The following is a 19,407-nucleotide window of genomic DNA, read 5'->3' as shown; positions in this document are numbered from 1 at the left end:
GGATTGCTTGACGACCATAGAGCGTTGGAACCACCTGATCCCATCCCGAACTCAGTAGTGAAACAATGCATCGCCGATGGTAGTGTGGGGTCTCCCCATGTGAGAGTAGGTCATCGTCAAGCTTCTATAAGAAACCCCAGATCTCGACAGAGGTCTGGGGTTTCGTCTTTTCGGCACGGGAAAAAGGCCGCAGGCAGGCAGGGGGCGAGCGAGGGTGTGCGGGCAAGCTACAGGTCGCACGTCGGAGCCGGCTTGCCGGCGGGCCGCGGTTCAAGAGCATCGCCGGCAAGGCTAGGCGCCCCCGCAGCTCCTACAAAGGCGCGTCCGACCTGACACGCAACAAACGTAGCCCGGTGTTGAGCTAAGTGATGCCCGGGAAATGTTTGCAAGCGGAAATAATCGGCATAACTGTGCGTAGCTACCGGGGTCTCGTTTAGAATGGTTCGATCCTTTCGAGAATTCCATCCATGCCCGAGTCGGCCGAGCAGCAGTCGTTCGCTGAAGTACCTCTGACGGAGCTGGTCGCATGCCATGAGTGTGACCTGCTGATGCGCAAGCCACACATCAGTGATGGTGAACGTGTGGAATGCTCGCGGTGCGGCTACGAGCTGTATAACCATCGGCACCAGGTGGTACGCCGGAGCCTGGCGTTGGTGCTGGCGGCGCTTCTGTTGTACGTCCCTGCGAATTTCCTGCCGATCATGCATTTGAATCTGCTGGGGCAAACCACTCAGGATACGGTCTGGAGCGGTGTGCTCGGGCTGTATGACAGCGGTATGCAGAGCATCGCCGTTGTGGTGTTTCTGTGCAGCATGGCAGTACCGCTGCTCAAGCTTCTCTGTCAGTTACTGGTGCTATTGAGCATCAGCCTGAAGCTCGGCCGTGGCTATGGATTGCTGCTGTATCGCATCTATCACCACATGCGTGAATGGGGCATGCTCGAGGTCTATCTGATGGGTATTCTGGTTTCCATCGTCAAATTGGCCGATATCGCCGCGCTTTCTCTGGGTTTCGGGTTGCTCTGTTTCATTGCGCTGCTACTGGTGCAGGTCTGGCTGGAGGTGACTATGTCGCCCCATCAGATCTGGGAAGCCCTGGCGGGGGAGGATGTCAGTGCGCGCCATTGATGCCGGGCTGCTGATCTGCCACGAATGCCATCAACTCAACCGCCACCAGCCTGAGCTGAAGCGACAGTTCTGTTCGCGCTGCGGAGGGCGGATACACCCGCGCCAGCCCAACAGTCTGATGCGTACCTGGGCGCTGCTGCTCACCGCGGCCATTCTCTATATTCCCGCGAACATACTGCCGATCATGACGGTCAATTCCCTCGGCAAGGGCCAGCCGGACACCATCATGTCTGGCGTCATCACTCTGGTCGGTCATGGCATGTTGCCGATTGCGGCGGTGGTGTTTATCGCCAGTATCGTGGTGCCGACCTTCAAGCTGGTCGGCATTGGTCTGCTGCTTTATTCGGTGCAGCGCCATCAGCCGATGTCGGCTCGCCAACGAATTTTGATGTACCGCTTCATCGAATGGATCGGCCGCTGGTCCATGCTGGATATCTTCGTCATCGCCATTCTCGTGGCAGTGGTCAGATTCGGCAGCCTGGCGAGCGTCGAGCCAGGAATGGGAGCGGTGGCTTTCGCCAGTGTGGTGATCCTGACCATGCTGGCAGCGCTGACCTTCGACCCTCGCTTGATTTGGGATAACACGGAATCGGATGACGACCATGAATGATCTGCCCACGGCCAGGACGCGTCCGGCCTCCAACTGGTCTGCGATATGGGTGCTGCCGCTGATCGCGCTGCTGATCGGTGGCTGGCTGGGTTGGCGTGCCTACAGTGAGGCGGGCATCGAGATCCAGGTGGTATTCGCTAGCGGCGAAGGGATCGAGGCGGGCAAGACCGAGGTGGTCTACAAGGGCATGTCGATCGGCAAGGTCACTGGCCTGGCTTTGGATCAGAGCGAGAAGCAGCGCGGGGTGATCGCCACGCTGGAGATGAGCAAGGACGTCGAGTACCAGCTGCGTTCCGGCACGCGCTTCTGGCTGGTCAAGCCGAGTGTGAGCCTGGCCGGTATCACCGGGCTGGAGACGCTGGTCTCCGGGAACTACATCGCTGTCAGTCCAGGGAACGGCGAGCCGACCTATGATTTCCAGGCGCTGCCTCAGGCGCCGCCCTTATCGGATGAGCAACCCGGCCTGCACCTGACACTCAAGGCCGAGCGACTTGGCTCGCTGAACCGTGACAGCCCGGTGTTCTACAAGCAGATCCAGGTCGGTCGGGTGAAAAGCTATGAGCTTGCCGATGATCAGACTTCGGTCGATGTGAAGGTATTCATCGAGCCCGCCTATGCCGATCTCGTGCGCAAACATACGCGTTTCTGGAATGCCAGCGGCATCAGCGTCGACGCTAATTTCTCCGGCGTTAAATTCCGCAGCGAATCCCTGGCCAGCATCGTTGCCGGTGGTATCGCCTTCGCCACGCCCGAGCATCGTAAGGACAGTCCGCCTACCGACCCGAGCAAGCCGTTCCGGCTCTACGAAGACTTCGATGCCGCGCAAGCGGGTATCAAGGCGGTGGTCAAGCTGACCGACTTCGAGGGCCTGCAGGCCGGGCGCACGCCTGTCATGTACAAAGGTATCCAGGCGGGAACGTTGAAAGTCCTGAAGGTCGATCCGGATCTGAAAAGTGCCACGGCCGAATTGGCCATGGATCCACTGGCCGAGGATTATCTGGTCGAAGATAGCCAGTTCTGGGTGGTCAAACCGTCGATCTCCCTGGCAGGTATCACCGGTCTGGAAGCGCTGGTCAAAGGCAACTACATCGCCATTCGCCCCGGTGAACTGGGGGGAACGCCGCGTCGTGAATTCGTTGCCCGGGCCAAGGCGCCACCATTGGATCTCGGTGCCGAAGGCCTGCACCTGGTGCTGTTCAGCGACACCCTCGGTTCAGTGGATGTGGGCAGCCCCATCCTCTATCGGCAGATGAAGGTGGGCACGGTGCAGAGCTTTCAGCTGGCAAGGGACAACAAGCAGGTGGTGCTCGGTGTGCACATCGAGCCGGAATACGCCGGGCTGGTGAATCGCACCACGCGCTTCTGGAATGTCAGCGGCATAACCCTCAAGGGCGGCTTGTCCGGTATCGAGGTCAAGAGCGAATCCCTGCAGACCCTGATGGCCGGTGGCATCGCTTTTGAAACCGACGACCTGAAAGCGCCGGCCGAAGCCAAGCGGGTGCAGCGTTTCAACCTGTATGCCGACCGCGATGCGGCGATGCAGCACGGTGATGTGCTGAGCATCCGCGTGGCGCGTGGTGACGGTCTGTCTCCCGGCACCGAGATTCGCTTCAAGGGACTGCAGATCGGCAAGATCGAGCGTGTCGAGCTGACCGACGATTTGCAGGCGGTAATGCTGCATGGTCGAATCACCACGGCGGCGCAGCAGGTGTTGCGACCCGGTTCGCGCTTCTGGGTGGTCAAGCCTGAGCTGAGTCTTGCCGGTGCTGCCAACCTCGATACGCTGATCGGTGGTCAATACATCGAAGTATTGCCTTCGAACCAGGGCAATGGTCGGCAGAGCGAATTCGTCGCGCTGGAGCAGCCGCCTGAGCAGGTCGCCGAAGAGCCTGGCCTGCGCTTGGTGCTGAGTGCCGCGCGACGTGGTTCTTTGAAGGCCGGTGCGCCGGTTACCTACCGGGAAATTCAGGTCGGTAAGGTAACGGGTTACGAGCTGGGCGCCACGGCGGATCGGGTGCTGATTCAGGTGCTTATCGAGCCGCGTTATGCCGGGTTGGTGAAAACCGGCAGCCGTTTCTGGAACAGCTCGGGTTTCGGTATTGATGTTGGCTTGTTCAAGGGCATGACGGTACGTACCGAGTCTCTGGAAACCCTGATCGCTGGCGGCGTTGCCTTTGCCACTCCGGAGGGTGACAGCAACACGGCCAGAGCCGGGCAGACCTTCGCGCTGTTCGATGAGTCGCAACCGCAATGGCTGGAGTGGGCACCCAAAATAAGCCTACCCAAATGATGTGACCGAAAACGAAAAGGGCCGCTAATGCGGCCCTTTTGCGTTGTACAGCGATATCAGGCCGGCTCGGCCGCATCCTGCTCGCTGCTTGCCGGTGCTTCGACTTGCTCGCGGCGCTTGATGTACTTCCAGTCCGCTTCGTCGATATAGATGCCGTTCGGCCCGCTGCCACCTTCCAGGTCGATGGCCACGGTGGCCGATACCTGGGGTTTTACCGAGGCGAGAATCGGCACGAAGCCCAGTTGCAGGCTGGTTTCGATCAGCGCCTGCTGGTTGCGCTCATCGATGTCCGCCGCCTCGTCGAGGTAGTAGGGCAGGCGTACACGACCGGCCTGATCGCGATCCATCAGGTGCAGTAACAGATACATGTTGGTCAGCGCCTTGATGGTCATCGTGGTGCCGTTGGAAGCGGCGCCATCGATATCGGTGTGGATCACCGGCTGGCCGTGCACCTTGGTGATCTCGAAGGCCAGTTCGAACAGATCCTTGAGGCCCAGCTGGTTGCCGTTGGCGGCGACCAGGCGCGCCAGGTACTCCTTGGCCTCCTCGTTCTTGGCATCCTGTTCGCTGGACTGACTGAGGTCGAACACCGACAGGGTTTCGCCTTCTTCGTACTGGCCAGCGCTGTGAATGATCTGATCGATATGTCGCAGGGCGTCCTTGTTCGGTGCGAGGACGATGCGGAAGCTCGAGAGGTTGGAAACCTGACGCTTGTTGATCTCGCGGTTGAACAGCGCCAACTGGTGTTCGAGGTTGTCGTAGTCGCTGCGGATATTGCGCAATGTCCGCGCAATGTCCGTCACCGCCGCTCGGCGTGCCTTGGCCAGGGTCAGTGCTTCGTCCTGGCGGTGAGCGTAGGCGTTGACCAGCAGCTTCAGGCGGCGCTCCATGTCGTCTTCGCTGTCGAACTTGGCGACGCCCTTGAGACGCACCTGGGCGTACAGCGCCTCGATCTGCCCGTCGATGCGCTGCAGACCCTGCCAGGTGTCCTGATAGTCATTGAGCAACGGCAGCAGGTTGTCCAACGAGTCGTCGACCGGTTCCATGTACGGCGTGCCGAAGGGCAGGTCGGCGGGCAGCAACTGGCGACGGCGTAGGGCATCTTCCAGCGTGCGTTCCTTTGCCTCCAGGTCGGCGATCTGACGGCCGACCAGTTGCAGCTTGGCGGATAGCTGCTGGACGCGCTCGGTGAAGGCATCACTGGCGCGCTTGAGTTCGTCCTGGGCGGCTTCCAGTTGCGCGAGCTTCTCCAGCTTGCTGCCTTCCTCGGCTGTCAGCGTCTGGCTGCGGCGGAAGTCTTCCAGCGCCTTCTGGGCATCGAGCACGGCCTGATACAGCTGCTCGGCCCGGGCCTTGCTGGCGGCGCGGTCGGCGGCGACCGATTGCTGGGTCTTGAGCTGCTTGTATTCGCGGTCGAGGCGATCCTTCTGGTCGCGCAGGGCGGCGCGGTCGGCCAGGGCCTGCAGGGCCGGCGGCTCGATGTGCGACAGGTCGATATCCAGGCCGGGCACCTGAAAGCGCTCGCCCTTGAAGCCGTCGAGAATGGCTTCCAGGGATTTGACCCACACGTCGCCGTCGTCGAGCTGAATGCCTTTCTCGCCCAGCGGCAGGCTGAACAGCTGGCCGTTGAACAGGCGCATCAGGCGATCGACGTCGGCCTGGGAGAATTCTTCACGCAGGCGCGAATAGCTGTTGTTGTCGGCGTGGTCGAGCTGCTGCTTGACCGACTTGAGGCGTTTTTCCAGATCGCGCAGACGCTCGTCCAGGTCTTCGCTGGAGAATTGTCGGGACTGAGCCAGGGCGCCGGCCAATTCATCGTGGGCGTCCTTGGCGGCAAGCAGCTGGGCTTCCAGCACTTTGACGTCATCGACCAGGGCGAAGCGGTTCTTCAGTACCGCCAGTTCGCCGAGCCAGCGCTGGATCTCGCTGATCTCGCGCTCCATGCGCATCAGTTCCTGGGTGCCGCCACGCTGATCGTTCTGCAGGCCGTCCTGCTCGTTGCGGTAGTGCTCGGCCTGAATCACCAGCTCTTCCTTGCGGGCATCGGCGTAGTCGTGCCAGGTGCCGAGCAGCGAGTCGAGCAGCGGCGACAGGCGATGCAGCTTGCCGCGCAGGTTTTCGCGCTGGGTGACGCCCGAAGCCAGGGCCTCGATCAGCGGGCCGGCGGTGACCAGGGCCTGATAGTCCTGCTCCATGCGGCGCACATCACGGAAGGCTTCTTCGGTGGCGGCGATGTAGTCGACGCTGCCGGAACGCAGGCTGTGCTCGAAGGCATCGAGGAACAGCTGCTTCAGTTTCGCCGCGGTGATCTCTCTCATATGGAGAAGGTTGATAAACAGCGCGCGGAAGGTCTTCAGGCTCTGCTCGCTGGTCGAACGCAGCGGAATCAGGGTCAGATCCAGCGGAATGCTGGTGTGTCCGCCGACCAGCAGGCGACGCAGTTCGTCCGGCTTCAGCTCATAGGCGGTGATACCGGCCTGGCCGAGGTTCTTGAACAGCTCGCGCTGACGCAGGCAGGTACCACCCTGCTGGTAGTGATCCAGATCCAGTTCGCCTGCGTAGGCGAAGAACTGGTGGCCGAAGCCGCCACCCGGCCCGCGCCCGGCCACGCCGATCACGTGTGGGCCGTGGGGCAGGGCGACTTCGACGAGGATGTAGCTGGTGTCGGTGGCGAAGTAGAACTTGCGCGACTGCTCCAGGCTGTACTTGCCGAAGCTCATGTCCGACATGCGTGCCAGGATCGGAAACTGCAAGGCGTTGATCGATGCGGATTTGCCGAGGTTGTTGGCGCCATACACCGACAGCGGGTTCTCCAGCGGGAACAGGCCGAGGCTATAGCCGGCGGTATTGAGCAGCGCGAAGCGGCGGATGCCGTAGCGTTCCTGGGTCATGCGTCTTGCTCCTGTGCGGCGCGCTCTTCGGCCAGGGCACGTGCCATGGCCTCTTCCTCGGATTCTTCGACGGTATCGTCGAGGGTGATGATCGGGTCACCACTGTCATCGTCGATCAGCACCGGCGCCGGCAACGACAGCTCCGTGCTGTGCAGGCTGGCCGCCAGGTCGCGGTCGTGCTGCACCGACAGGCAGACGTCGAGAAAGCGATGCATCGGTGGCAGAAAACGGTATACGCCGTTGCTGTCCTCGGCGAAACCGAGCTGGGTCAGACGGCGGATGATCTTGTCTTCGAGTTCTTCGTGGGTGGTGACTTCGGCCTGCTGGAACAGGTCGCGGTACTTGTCGAGCAGGGCCGGCAATTCATCGCGGCCGATGCTGCCTCCGTCGAGTACCGACAGCGGGTCGCGGCCCTGGTCGGCGAGGTGTTCGACCATGATGAAGGTGAACAGCGCCAGACGCTGGGCGGTCTTGTTGACCTGGGCGGCAGCCTGCTCCGGCACGAAGTAGTAGAAGCCGCGCGGGTCACACACCAGTTCGAAGCCCATCGCCCTGAACAGGGCGCGATACTGATCCTGCATGGTGGAGAGCTGGGCGTAGCATTCGGGCTCGCTGCGCGACAGGTGATAGCCCTTGAACAGTTCGCGGAAGATGGCCGCGAGCTGGGTCATTTCTTTCAGGTCGATATTCATATGCGATGCTCGTTGGCAGCTGGAGCCCAGGCTGCAGCGGATGATTCGTGGTGGCCGATGGTGGATAAATAGCGCGTTGCCCACGTGCCGCTCTGGGGTAGGGTGGACGTCGCTTCATCCGTCCACCGCCCGGCGGTCGCCAAGGTGGACAAAAAAAGCGTTGTCCACTCTACGCAGCACTCAGGCATTGGGGCGGCCCACCAGTGCGAAGGAGCTCAGGCTCACCTCGTGTTCGCGGGTCAGGTACTGGCGGCGCTCCAGGCGATCGCGCTGGAAGCGGCTTTCCCGGGACAGGCGCGAGAACCAGTAGAGCAGTTCGTCGGTGGCGCCTTCGGGCTCCTGCTCCAGTAGCCAGACCATCAGATCCGGCAGCGGCAGGGCCTGCTCGCAACGTTCGATCATTTCCCGGGCGGTCTTCGGCGCACGCGGGCTGTCGCCCTTGCGCTTGCCGCTGGCCTTGGGGAAGTGGTTGGGCTTGGCCTCGAAGCGGGCCAGGGCGTAGACATAGGCCTCGACCTGGGACGCGCTGCCGAGGAAATTGCTCTGCGGCCGAGAGAACAGTGGCATGGCAGCCTGGGGGACGGCATCGATGCCTTTCTTGCGGATCACCGACAGGGCCAGGGCTGCGCCACGCGTCACGGCGTTGTGTCGGCGTGCCTCTTCACGCAGCGGTAGCAGGAGCTCGCGGGCCTTGCGCAGTGTCAGCTGGGCTGTGGTCTGCATTTCCAGGATGCGCGCGTGAGTGCGCAGCAGCAGGTCGTCGTCGACCAGTTGGCCGAGGCGCTGCTGTTCGCCGAGCAGTTTGAGCAACACCTGCTCGACGCGGCGTACACCCTGCTCGAAGGCACCGTCGGCGGCGACCAGTTGGATCATCGGCTCGACGTATTCATCCCAGGTGGCCAGCACTTCGGCGTAACGCTGACGCAGGGGAATCTGCCGGTCGCTGGTCTTGGCCCGTTCGGCCACGCCCATCAGCGCCTGCTCATCGTTGCCGAGCTTCTTCAGAACATCGCGCACACGCATGTCGAGCAGGCGCAACTGGCGGGCCAGGTCGTTGCCGTCGCGAATCTCGAAGGCGTCCTGGATATAGCCGGCCAGGCGCTCGAGATGGCGCAGGTAGGCTTCGATTTCCAGGCACAGACCGAGACGGTGCTCGCGGCGCAGGTAGGCGAGAAAGTCATGGATCTGCGCGTTCAGCTCGAAGCGGTTGGGGCTCTTGGCCACGGGCACCAGGATGTCCAGGCGGATCCACTGATCGAGCAGGGCGGTCACATCCACGGGCGTGCTTTGCGGCGGCAACTGAGCGGTGAGCTGGTTGCGCAACTCCACCAGGCTCAGGGTGCCGGCATCGAAGCGTTCGCAGAGCGGTTCGAGCAGCGCCCAGTGCTCGGCAAGGGCGCGCAATACGCGTTTGGGGTCGATCATCGCGGGGCTGTCGCTCGATTTCGAAAAAACGCCAATTGTACGGGAAAGCGGCGCCAAGCTCTAAGTGACACGCTGCGCATCACGAGAGCTTGTCACGCGGTCGTCATGGCGGGTGGGCATGCTTTGCGGCGGATCGACCGATCATCGCGTGTCCGGCTCGCGGCCCGAAATATCCGCAAATGGACAAAATATGCTCAATGGACTTTCGATATGCGTCGGTTGTCGGCACAATTCGCGTCCGCTTTTTTCAGGAGGCTGGCGGGCTCCTGTTGGCCGACCTTTATTACGGACTGCGCAATGATCAAAACGCCGTACTACCTCATCGACAAACAGAAGCTGCTGGGCAACATGGAGAAGATCGCCTACGTGCGTGAACACTCCGGTGCCAAGGCGCTGCTGGCCCTCAAGTGCTTCGCCACCTGGTCGGTGTTCGACCTGATGCAGCAGTACATGGACGGCACCACGTCATCCTCGCTCTACGAGCTCAAGCTCGGTCGCCAGAAGTTCGCCGGCGAGACCCACGCCTACAGCGTGGCCTGGGCCGACGACGAGATCGAGGAGATGCTGGAAAACTGCGACAAGATCATCTTTAACTCCATCGGCCAGTTGGAGCGCTTCGCCGAGGCGTCCGTTGGCAAGGTGCGTGGCCTTCGGGTGAACCCGCAGGTGAGCAGTTCGGACTATCTGCTGGCCGACCCGGCGCGCCCGTTCAGTCGCCTGGGCGAGTGGGATCCGGTGAAGATCGAAGCCGTCATCGGGCAGATCTCCGGCTTCATGTTCCACAACAACTGCGAGAACGGCGATTTCAGCCTGTTCGACCAGATGCTCGGTCATATCGAAGAGCGCTTCGGTCACCTGCTGCACAAGGTCGAATGGGTCAGTCTCGGCGGCGGCATTCATTTCACCGGCGAAGGCTATGCGCTGGACGCGTTCTGCGCGCGGCTCAAGGCCTTCTCCGAGAAATACGGCGTGCAGGTCTACCTGGAGCCTGGCGAGGCGGCCATCACCCAGAGCGCATCGCTGGAAGTCACCGTGCTCGACACCCTGTACAACGGCAAGCACCTGGCCGTGGTCGACAGCTCCATCGAAGCGCACATGCTCGATCTGCTGATCTACCGTCTCAATGCCAAGCTGGCGCCCAGCGAAGGCGAACACACCTATATGGTGTGCGGCAAGTCGTGCCTGGCCGGAGACATCTTCGGTGAGTACCAGTTCGATCGTCCACTGGCCATTGGCGATCGGCTGTCGTTCGTCGATGCGGCGGGCTACACCATGGTCAAGAAAAACTGGTTCAACGGCCTGAAAATGCCGTCCATCGTAGTGAAACAACTCGACGGTAGCGTCGAGGTGGTTCGTGAGTTTGGTTTTGAAGACTACCTGTCGAGCCTGTCGTAGAGGCGGCAGCTATAAGGCGGGAGCGGCCTGCCGTAGGGTGGACGACGCTTTATCCGTCCACCGCTCTGCAATCGCAATGGTGGATGAAAAGAGCGTCATCCACCCTACGTCTGCTTGCGCCTTGCTCCGGCCATCGATGTCGGGATGGAACAAGCCTGATTCTCGTGAGCCGGTTCTTGATAACGCAGCAACTGTCATAGAAATGCAGTACTCAGGAGGTGAAACAATTGAAGAAGAACGTTCTTATCATTGGTGCAGGAGGTGTCGCCAAGGTGGTGGCCCACAAGTGTGCGCAGCACAACGACGAACTCGGTCGTATTGCCATTGCGTCACGGAACATCTCCAAATGCCAGGCCATCATCGACAGCGTGCATGCCAAGGGCAGCCTGAAACAGGCGGCCGAGATCAAGGCATTCGCGCTTGACGCACTGGATATCGAAGCGACCAGGACGCTGATCCGCGAGACGGAATCGCAGATCGTCATCAACGTCGGTTCCGCCTTCCTCAACATGTCGGTGCTGCGTGCCTGCATCGATACCGGCGCTGCCTACCTGGACACCGCCATTCACGAAGAACCGGGCAAGATCTGCGAAACGCCGCCCTGGTATGGCAACTACGAGTGGAAACACCTCGAGGAATGCCAGCAGAAGAACGTCACCGCCATTCTCGGCGTGGGCTTCGACCCGGGTGTGGTCAATGCCTATGCGGCGCTGGCCCAGCAACAGCATTTCGACCGCATTGATTCGATCGACATTCTCGACGTCAATGCCGGCTCCCACGGCAAGTATTTCGCCACCAATTTCGATCCGGAGATCAATTTCCGCGAGTTCACCGGGCAGGTCTACAGCTGGCAGAACAGCCAGTGGACGACCAACAGCATGTTCGAGGTCAAGCGTACCGATGATCTGCCCGTCGTCGGCGAGCAGAACCTGTACCTGACCGGCCACGATGAAGTGCACTCTATTTCCAAGAACCTGAACGTGCCGAATGTGCGTTTCTGGATGAGTTTCGGCGAGCACTACATCAACGTGTTCACCGTACTGAAGAACCTTGGCCTGCTCTCCGAGCAACCGGTCAGGACTGCCGAAGGCCTCGAGGTCGTGCCGCTGAAAGTGGTCAAGGCCGTGCTGCCCGATCCCGCCTCGCTGGCGCCGGGTTATACCGGCAAGACCTGCATCGGCGATCTGGTCAAAGGCAGCAAGGATGGCCAGCCGCGCGAAGTCTTCATCTACAACGTCGCCGACCACGAAGAAGCCTACGCCGAGACCGACAGTCAGGGCATCTCCTACACCGCGGGCGTACCACCCGTGGCAGCTGCCCTGCTGGTCGCCCGTGGCGAGTGGGACGTGCAGCGCATGGTCAACGTCGAGGAGCTGCCAGCCGAGCCGTTCCTCAAGGCGCTGGACGTGATGGGCCTGCCGACGCGCATCAAGGATGAGCACGGCGATCGCCCCTGGGATCAGGCGCTTTGAGCCTAGCCCGATGAACGAAAAAAGGATCGCCTCGGCGATCCTTTTTCTTTGGGCATTGGTTGGACATTGGGGCTACCCGCAGCAGACGATTCACGCGACAATCAGCGCCCTTGAAAATCGAAGTACCGGGTACCTGACGTTTGAACACCGAGCTGCGACGCCGCGCCTATCTGGATGCCATGCAAGTGGCCAGTTGGCTGCCCCGTGTCGAATTGCCTTTCGCAGCGCCTTCGCGGCCCGAGTTGCTGGTTTCCTTCGAGCCAGAGCCGGAGCCTGAAGTTGTCGCGCCACCCCAGGCACTGGCGAAGCCACCGGAGCCTGTGGTCGTTCCGGCAGGCAACGAGGTGGTTCGCGAGCGGCCACGCATCGAGGTGCCCAAGCCCGGCTCCGCAATCAGAACCAATGAGCCCGTAGCGATTGCCGAAGTCAGTGCGCCGCCACCTCGTGAGCGCCCGGCCCCGCCGCCACGTTTCGCCCTGCAGCTGTTGCGCGCCGGAAGTTGTGCGCTGCTGGTCGAGCTGCCGACTGGCGAGCCTTTTCAGAGCCGCGATCCGGCCTACCTGCTGCTCAAGGATCTGTTGCGCGCCGCCGGCCTGCCGGACAGCCCACAGATCATCGGCGAGCCGGTACGCTGGCCGCTGCTGGTGCGCGGCAATATGGATCAGGGGCCGCAAGCAGCGTTGGACTTCGTGCAGAGTTTCATCGGTGCGCGACTGGAAGAGCAGGAGCCCTGCGTCTGCCTGTGGCTGATCGGCTTGCCGGCTATTCGCTTCGCGGGCGACGCGGATGGCGATGCCTACAACCGCGAGCTGCAGGTCGAAGAGCTGGGTGCCGCCTGGGCGCTCCCCGGCCTGGAGCTGTTGATGGATGAGCCACAGCGCAAACGTGAGCTGTGGCAGGCGATGCAACGGGTTAGGCGGCGCTGGTTGGAGGCGTCGGCATGAGTGACGCGATTTCCTTCCGCCGGGCGACCGAGGCGGATATCGATGCGGTGCTGAAGATCGAGTACGCGGCCTTCAGCCACCCGTGGACACGCGGCATCTTTCTCGACAGCCTGAAGTCTTACGAAGTGTGGCTGATGTTCGAAGGCAGCCAGCAGGTCGGCCATGGGGTGATCAACGTGATCATCGACGAGGCCCATCTGCTCAATATCACCGTCAAACCGGAAAGCCAGGGTCGCGGGTTGGGCTTGCGCTTGCTGGAGCAACTGATGTTACGCGCCGCTCAGCTCAAGGCTGGCGAGTGCTTTCTCGAAGTGCGCTCCAGCAATCAGGCCGCTTACCGTCTGTACGAGCGCTACGGCTTCAATGAAATCGGCCGGCGACGTGATTACTATCCGGCGCCGGGGGGCCGTGAAGACGCCCTGGTGATGGCTTGCACGTTGGTCGAATGAGTCAGCGGCGTGCCTGACGGCGCTCTCCGTCGACCAGGTTCAAAGCGTATTCATTCGACAATAGTGGTGCCTGCTCGTCGCCATCACGGCTATCGACTGTGCGATCGACGGGCGTACCGTCGCGGGTGAGGCCGGCTTCGGGCTGGCCCTTGGGCGAAAACGCCTTCACCACATCATGAAGAAGAACGGACGGCTCTCTCAGGTTATCGATGACCTGCTGCCCGGTGGTTTCCGGCGTTTTGTCAGCCATGACGAACTCCAGAACCGTCGGCCTTGGCGACTGAACGATTCAGCGTTTCGTACGTCATGCTCCAGCCCGTGAAGCGTGAGGTTGAGTGGAAATCGTCTTGTCAAAAAGGGCGATGCATCCGTATGGTGCACATCGATCCTTTCGCGAGCCACAGGCATGAGCGACCTGAAGCACCTGTTCGATAACAATGAGCGCTGGGCTGAAACCATCACCCAGAACGACCCGGACTTCTTTCCCCGCCTGGCTCGCCAGCAGACGCCGGAGTATTTGTGGATCGGCTGTTCGGATGCCCGGGTGCCGGCCAACGACATCGTCGGGCTGCTGCCCGGTGAGTTGTTCGTGCACCGTAATGTGGCCAACGTCGTGCTGCATACGGATCTCAACTGCCTGTCGGTGATCCAGTTCGCCGTCGATGTGCTCAAGGTCAGGCATATCCTGGTCACCGGTCATTACGGCTGCGGTGGTGTGCGGGCGGCCATGCACGATGTGCAATTCGGTCTGATCGATGGCTGGCTGCGCAATATTCGGGACATCTACTACGAGCAGCACGAGCACCTGGCCGCTCTTGCGGACGAAGAGGCGCGTGTCGACCGCCTTTGCGAACTGAACGTGATGAAGCAGGTGGGCAACGTCAGCCACACCAGCATCGTGCAGAACGCCTGGCACCGTGGTCAGCAACTGTCGGTGCATGGCTGCATCTATGGTTTGAAAGATGGTCGCTGGAAGGATCTCGGCGTTACCGTCAGTGGTGCCGAGCAACTGCCCGAGCAGTACCGCCTGCGCCCACCGCAGTCATGAAAATGAGTGGATCCTCACGCCAGCTGGCGATTGCCGGTGTTCTTGTGGCCGTACTGTGCTGGGCCGGCAATGCATTGGTGGCGCGCGCCTTCGCGGGTGAGATTCCGCCGTTTGCCCTGGCATTCTGGCGCTGGAGCCTGGCTTTGATAATCGTGCTGCCGTTCGTGGCGCTGCCGCTGTGGCGTCATCGCGCCGCATTGCGGCATGCCGGCTGGCGCCTGCTGGTCATCGCCGCGTTCGGCATCGCCGGTTACAACACCTTCCTGTACAGCGCGGCGCAAACCACTGCGGCGATCAACATTACTCTGGTCAATACCTGCATCCCGTTGATGACTTTCATCTGTGCCGGGCTGTTGCTGGGCGAGTGGCCGGCACGCCGAGCCTGGTGGGGAATGGGCTTGGCGGTATTGGGTCTGCTGGTGCTGATCAGCCGTGGCGACTGGCAGATACTGGCCGGGTTGGCATTCAATCGCGGTGACCTGATCATGCTGCTGGCGGTGATCGACTGGGCGCTCTACACCGTATTGCTGCGGCGCTGGTCGTCGTACCTGGCGCCGATCCCGCCGCTGGCGCTGCTTGGCATCTTCATGCTGCTGGGCGTGCCGCTGATCCTGCCGCTATACCTCTACGAACTCTCCACCGGTGCTCAGGTGCTGGCGACCCCTGCCAACCTGGCCGCCATCGCCTACACCGCGGTATTCGCTTCGCTGCTGGCCTATCTCGGCTGGAACCACGGAGTGAAAGTGCTCGGTGCATCGACGGCAGCCATGGGCAATTACCTGATGCCGGTGTTCACCGCGATTCTTGGCTGGATCCTGCTGGGCGAGGCGCTGCAGATATTCCACTGGACGGGTGGCGCGATGATCTTTGCCGGCCTGCTGCTGGCGACGTTGCCGAGGCGGTCGCAGCAAGCGGTGGGCTGAAGCAGCCCACCAAGTAGGAAGCGTAGGGTGGATCGGGGCGCGTAGCTGACGCTCTTGTCATCCACCTTTACACGCCACCAACCTGCTCAACGATAAGCAGCCAGCACCTGGTCGATCTGCAGATCCAGGCTTTGCAGGCCGCCGCCGGACAGGTACCACAGTGGTGGATCCAGATAGACGATGCGCTTGGCCTGGGCGGCCGGTGTGCTGGCCAGCTGCGAGTTCGCCAGCGTGGCGACATCCAGAGGTGTGGCACCGATGGCGGCGCTGCGGTCGATGATAAAGATCACGTCCGGGCTGGCGGCTGCGATGTCCTCTGCCGTCAGCGGCTGTGGGCGCTGGCGGGGGGCGTCGGGCGCTTGCGGTTCGGGGGCGGGCAGGGTGCGCGGCGCCTGCAGCAGCGAATAGATCACTGGTTGTTCGGTAGGCGAGAAGCGGCCATCGTTATGGGTCAGCACCAAGGTGCGCTTGCCCGACGAGGCGACGATCTGGCGGGTCTTTTCGGCTTTGTCGTGCAGCGTGGCAAGCGCCTGCTTCGCTTCGGCGGACTTGCCGAAGATCTGCCCGAGCAGGTTGACGTTATGGGCCACACCCGTGAAGTAGTCGTCAGCGGCGATACCCATATCCAGGGTCGGGGCGATCTGCTGCAGTGCGGCGCGGCTTTCGCCCTGGCGCCCGGTGACCAGGATCAACTCCGGTTGCAGGCTGCGCACGGTGTCCACATCCGGTGTCTTCATGCCCCCGGCGTCGCGAAGATCACCGCTCTTGTCCGCCAGATATGGCGGCACACTGGCGGGAGTCGCTATAACGCGGTCGCCAACGCCCAGGGCAATCAGGCTGTCGTAACTGCCGTAATCGAAGGTGACGACCCGCTTTGGATCGTGAACGACTTCGACCTGCCCGTCGGCCTGGGCGATGCTGACGGTGCCCGGCTGTTGCTGGGTATTGTGGCTGCAACCGGCGATTGCCAGTGCCAGCAGGGTAAGCAGAGTGACCTTCTTCACCTGAATGATGCTCCTTGTTGTGATGGGTCGCGGCTGACGTGCCGAAATCCTCAGGTCGGGGAACATAGCACTCGATGCTGATCGAGAAACTTTCTCAACGGGTAAAGATTGCAAACGTTGCCAGACCAGGACGGCAAAGCCCGTAACTACGGCCTTCGTAGGGCTAATTTCGGGCTGTGGAAAACTTTGTTCGGTGATACGGGGTCTATGTCCGTGGCTGGTGCCCACGCAAACGTGACGTTGTCATGGGCGCAAAGGCAATTCGGATGCTAGTGTTATGCCATCTGTAGACGGATGAATCGTGAGTTAATGGATTACTCGGCTACCTCTCGAACTCTCAGATCATGCGCCGTCACCCTGCTGACGGCGTCTTTCGTGCCTCGTCGCGGTGTCCGCTGGAACGGACTGATGTTGCTGACGCTGGCGCTCTGCCTGAGTGGTTGCGCCCGCGACCAGGACAACCGGGCTTTTCTCAGCAACAGCTCTCCCGCCAACCCCGGCGAACTGTTCCAGACCCATTCCGACCGCCTCGCCACCATCGGCATGCGCAATAACCTCAACAGCCTCTATCGCCTGATGGAAAAGCTCTACCAGCGTAACCCACGGGAATGGCGCAAGAGTGGCCTGGGCGACCGCGAGGCTACCCAGCGTGCGGTGCAACAGGCCATCGAGGCGAGGCAGCCGCCGCCATCATTGGCCGGCCGGCAGGATATCGTCGCGCTCAGCTATGCGCTGAGCGCCGAATTTGAAGGTGACCGGGTTGGCGCCTTCATCTATGCCATCGGCAGCATGCTGGTGACCGCCCATGGAGGGCGTACCCAGTTCTATCTCACCGATTCGATCGACGCCCAGTTCGTGCACAACGCCGCGCGCAATATCGAGAAGGCCACCTGGATGCTGGCGACCCGACGTGATGCCCAGGGCAATCCGTTGCTGCTGTCCAACGAGATATCCGAGCAAGGCCGCAACCTGAGCTTCGCCGTGGAGTTCGGCAAGATCGTCGCGCGCCTGGATTATCTGAGTGATGTGCTCGACGAGCGTTACCGGCGTATCGGCGTGAATTACGCCCACAGCCTGCTGTTTCTCAATTTTCTGCCGGTGCAGTAACAGCTCGCCACCTGAAACCGGCGAGCTGTTGCAGCGATCAGACCTTTCTGACGAACTCGGACTTGAGCTTCATCGCACCGATGCCGTCGATCTTGCAGTCGATGTCGTGATCACCGTCGACCAGGCGAATGCCCTTGACCTTGGTGCCGACCTTGACCACCAGCGACGAACCCTTGACCTTGAGATCCTTGATCACGGTGATGGTGTCGCCGTCCTGCAGTACGTTACCGACTGAATCCTTGATCACCTTGGCGTCGTCGCCGACCGCTTCGTTGGCGTTGGGCGACCATTCGTGGGCACATTCCGGGCAAATCAGCAGGGAGCCGTCTTCGTAGGTGTATTCGGAGTTGCAGGCGGGGCAGGGTGGCAGCGCGCTCACGGGGGGATCCTTCTGAGACCATTAATAAAAAGGCCGTAGATTATATAGGGTTTAACGGTTGTCAGGGGATCGCTGCATCAGGGCGGTGTTGGTCATGGAATAACCTGACAACTATTGCCCGTTGTACGGTGTGGGTGTGGATAACCCGAACTCATGTCGGGTTCGGTACCTCCAACCGATAGCAGCCGCCTGATCTGGGATCGGGCACTGCATCTACCGATGATTCACCGGGGCGCGAACGGGCGGCCCGTCATAGCCAGTGGAGGCGCTATGTTTTTACCCAAGTTGCAGGGTGTCAGCCTGTTCCAGGTGATGAAGACCACGGTGAACGATTTCATCGAGGACGAATTACCTACCTACGCGTCGGCTCTGGCTTTCCAGATGTTCTTCTCGCTGTTTCCCTTTCTGTTGTTCCTGGTCGCGCTGATCAGCCTGCTGGATATGCAGCCGTTCTTCGACTGGTTGCGACAGCAGGCCGAACTGGTGCTGCCACAATCCACGGTCGAGCTGGTCAATCCGGTCATCGATCAGTTGCAGACCCAGAAGGCCGGTCTGTTCTCGATCGGTATCGTGGTGGCGCTGTGGACGGCCTCATCGGCAGTGCGCTCGGCCATGGATGCGATGAACAAGGCCTACGGCGTTAAAGAGGGCCGCAAACCCTGGAAGCGCATCCCCTTGTCGCTTCTCTACACCGTCGGCATTGCAGCAGCACTCCTCACGGCGGCGGCGCTGATGGTGCTCGGTCCGCAGGTAATGAGCTGGCTGGCGCAACAGATCGGCATCGAGCAGATCGTGGTGACTCTGTGGAACTGGCTACGCTGGCCGATAGCGGTGTTCCTGCTGATGGTCGTGGTGGCGGTGGTGTACTTCGTGGCACCGGACGTTGAACAGCGCTTCCGCTTCATCACGCCGGGTTCGGTGCTGGCCGTGGTGGTGTGGATCGGTGCATCGCTCGGCTTTGCCTATTACGCGCAGAACTTCGCCAACTACAACGCCACCTATGGCAGCATCGGGGCGATCATCGTGTTCCTGTTGTACCTGTACATCTCTTGCGCGGTGCTGTTGTTTGGCGCCGAGCTCAATGCCGTCATCGAGCATTATTCGCAAGAGGGCAAGGAGCCGGGCGAAAAAGAGGTCGAGCCAGACGCTGATCCTGCCCGGTGACCCGCACTCTCAGGGCTGCGCTGGTGGCCAGGTCAGTTGCCCGCTGTCGCTGAAGCGGCGAGTGCCGAACAGGCCATCGGCGAGTTTGCCGCGTAGCTGATACGGCAAACTCTGGCCGGGCTGATAGCCGCTGGCGCCCCAGGCCTGGCGAAATACCGAGTAGGCGGAAATGGTCACTGGCACGCTGATCACGGTTTCGCCGAAGCGCGGTACCTGGCCGCTCTGGTCGCTGACGCCGCGTGCCAGAGGCTGATCGTTTATATCCAGCTGCAGCGACACGCCATTGAAGTCGATGGCGCTCTCGTTGGGGTTCTGTACCCGCAGCTTCACTGCAAAACGCATTTCCAGCCCCTCGCCGGGTAGCGGTTCCAGACCGACCAGGTCGATCTGCAGCGGGTCGCGCGGTGCCAGCGTGGCGCAGGCGGTGAGGGCCGATATCAGCAGCACAATGGTCAGGTGACGCAGTGATCCTGCGAGGCGCATGGCA

The 19,407-nt window shown here is 61.4% G+C and carries 18 protein-coding genes and 1 rRNA gene; 12 read left to right on the top strand and 7 right to left on the bottom strand.

Annotated elements, in window-relative coordinates:
- Nucleotides 1-6: 6 nt before the first annotated feature.
- From rrf to DNK10_RS24980, 4 genes are all read left to right on the top strand, one after another.
- Nucleotides 7-122, top strand: a 5S ribosomal RNA gene (gene rrf, locus DNK10_RS24995).
- Between the two features lie 345 nt (nt 123-467).
- Nucleotides 468-1,127: a paraquat-inducible protein A gene (locus DNK10_RS24990; RefSeq protein ID WP_131193411.1), complete on the top strand. Its 660-nt coding sequence runs from the start codon at nt 468-470 to the stop codon at nt 1,125-1,127.
- Nucleotides 1,114-1,737: a paraquat-inducible protein A gene (locus DNK10_RS24985; protein WP_131182106.1), complete on the top strand. Its 624-nt coding sequence runs from the start codon at nt 1,114-1,116 to the stop codon at nt 1,735-1,737. Before DNK10_RS24990 ends, DNK10_RS24985 begins: the two co-directional genes overlap by 14 nt.
- Entirely contained in the window at nt 1,730-4,027 is a 2,298-nt protein-coding gene (locus tag DNK10_RS24980) for a PqiB family protein (protein WP_131193410.1), read from the top strand. Before DNK10_RS24985 ends, DNK10_RS24980 begins: the two co-directional genes overlap by 8 nt.
- 56 nt (nt 4,028-4,083) lie before the next feature.
- On the opposite strand, the gene mksF is transcribed toward DNK10_RS24980, so the two are convergent.
- The 3 genes from mksF to mksB all read right to left on the bottom strand — a co-directional run bounded on the left by mksF (nt 4,084) and on the right by mksB (nt 9,035).
- The gene (gene mksF / locus DNK10_RS24975) at nt 4,084-6,918 is read right to left on the bottom strand and encodes an Mks condensin complex protein MksF (RefSeq protein ID WP_131193409.1); all 2,835 of its coding nucleotides are present in this window, start codon (nt 6,916-6,918) and stop codon (nt 4,084-4,086) included.
- Complete coding sequence (mksE, locus tag DNK10_RS24970) at nt 6,915-7,610, bottom strand: Mks condensin complex protein MksE (protein WP_131182109.1); 696 nt, start codon at nt 7,608-7,610, stop codon at nt 6,915-6,917. Before mksE ends, mksF begins: the two co-directional genes overlap by 4 nt.
- A gap of 180 nt (nt 7,611-7,790) precedes the next feature.
- Nucleotides 7,791-9,035 (bottom strand): Mks condensin complex protein MksB, encoded by a 1,245-nt coding sequence (gene mksB / locus DNK10_RS24965; RefSeq protein ID WP_131182110.1) that lies wholly within the window; start codon nt 9,033-9,035, stop codon nt 7,791-7,793.
- A 297-nt stretch (nt 9,036-9,332) separates the two neighbouring features.
- Between mksB and DNK10_RS24960 the strand changes: the two genes are divergently transcribed.
- From DNK10_RS24960 to rimI, 4 genes are all read left to right on the top strand, one after another.
- Entirely contained in the window at nt 9,333-10,430 is a 1,098-nt protein-coding gene (locus tag DNK10_RS24960) for a carboxynorspermidine decarboxylase (protein ID WP_131193408.1), read from the top strand.
- A 227-nt stretch (nt 10,431-10,657) separates the two neighbouring features.
- The gene (locus DNK10_RS24955) at nt 10,658-11,902 is read left to right on the top strand and encodes a saccharopine dehydrogenase family protein (RefSeq protein ID WP_131182112.1); all 1,245 of its coding nucleotides are present in this window, start codon (nt 10,658-10,660) and stop codon (nt 11,900-11,902) included.
- 140 nt (nt 11,903-12,042) lie between these two features.
- Nucleotides 12,043-12,846 carry an energy transducer TonB gene (locus tag DNK10_RS24950; protein ID WP_131193407.1) on the top strand — a complete coding sequence of 268 codons (804 nt, stop codon included), beginning with the start codon at nt 12,043-12,045 and terminating at the stop codon, nt 12,844-12,846.
- Nucleotides 12,843-13,295: a ribosomal protein S18-alanine N-acetyltransferase gene (gene rimI, locus DNK10_RS24945; RefSeq protein WP_131193406.1), complete on the top strand. Its 453-nt coding sequence runs from the start codon at nt 12,843-12,845 to the stop codon at nt 13,293-13,295. Before DNK10_RS24950 ends, rimI begins: the two co-directional genes overlap by 4 nt.
- Before the next feature lies 1 nt (nt 13,296).
- On the opposite strand, the gene DNK10_RS24940 is transcribed toward rimI, so the two are convergent.
- On the bottom strand, nt 13,297-13,545 hold the full coding sequence (locus DNK10_RS24940) for a hypothetical protein (RefSeq protein ID WP_131193405.1): 249 nt from the start codon (nt 13,543-13,545) through the stop codon (nt 13,297-13,299).
- Between the two features lie 156 nt (nt 13,546-13,701).
- Between DNK10_RS24940 and can the strand changes: the two genes are divergently transcribed.
- Complete coding sequence (can, locus tag DNK10_RS24935) at nt 13,702-14,343, top strand: carbonate dehydratase (protein ID WP_131193404.1); 642 nt, start codon at nt 13,702-13,704, stop codon at nt 14,341-14,343.
- A 2-nt stretch (nt 14,344-14,345) separates the two neighbouring features.
- Nucleotides 14,346-15,266, top strand: coding sequence for a DMT family transporter (locus DNK10_RS24930; protein ID WP_131193403.1), 921 nt, complete (start codon nt 14,346-14,348; stop codon nt 15,264-15,266).
- Between the two features lie 86 nt (nt 15,267-15,352).
- Here the strand turns inward: DNK10_RS24930 and DNK10_RS24925 are convergent, their stop codons facing one another.
- Nucleotides 15,353-16,270 carry an ABC transporter substrate-binding protein gene (locus DNK10_RS24925; protein ID WP_165496036.1) on the bottom strand — a complete coding sequence of 306 codons (918 nt, stop codon included), beginning with the start codon at nt 16,268-16,270 and terminating at the stop codon, nt 15,353-15,355.
- Nucleotides 16,271-16,678: 408 nt separating this feature from the next.
- Between DNK10_RS24925 and DNK10_RS24920 the strand changes: the two genes are divergently transcribed.
- Complete coding sequence (locus DNK10_RS24920; RefSeq protein ID WP_341869472.1) at nt 16,679-17,377, top strand: hypothetical protein; 699 nt, start codon at nt 16,679-16,681, stop codon at nt 17,375-17,377.
- 37 nt (nt 17,378-17,414) lie between these two features.
- Here DNK10_RS24920 and DNK10_RS24915 read toward each other — a convergent pair whose 3' ends face one another.
- The gene (locus DNK10_RS24915; protein ID WP_131182119.1) at nt 17,415-17,756 is read right to left on the bottom strand and encodes a zinc ribbon domain-containing protein YjdM; all 342 of its coding nucleotides are present in this window, start codon (nt 17,754-17,756) and stop codon (nt 17,415-17,417) included.
- 270 nt (nt 17,757-18,026) lie between these two features.
- Between DNK10_RS24915 and DNK10_RS24910 the strand changes: the two genes are divergently transcribed.
- Nucleotides 18,027-18,920, top strand: coding sequence for a YihY/virulence factor BrkB family protein (locus DNK10_RS24910; protein ID WP_131182120.1), 894 nt, complete (start codon nt 18,027-18,029; stop codon nt 18,918-18,920).
- Nucleotides 18,921-18,929: 9 nt separating this feature from the next.
- Here the strand turns inward: DNK10_RS24910 and DNK10_RS24905 are convergent, their stop codons facing one another.
- A complete protein-coding gene (locus tag DNK10_RS24905; RefSeq protein WP_131182121.1) occupies nt 18,930-19,403 on the bottom strand; it encodes an LEA/WHy family protein in 474 nt (157 codons plus the stop codon).
- Nucleotides 19,404-19,407: the final 4 nt, after the last annotated feature.

This window comes from Phytopseudomonas daroniae (genome assembly GCF_004327275.1).
Classification (GTDB): Bacteria; Pseudomonadota; Gammaproteobacteria; order Pseudomonadales; family Pseudomonadaceae; genus Aquipseudomonas; species Aquipseudomonas daroniae.
This window is presented reverse-complemented; position numbering and strand designations above follow the sequence as displayed.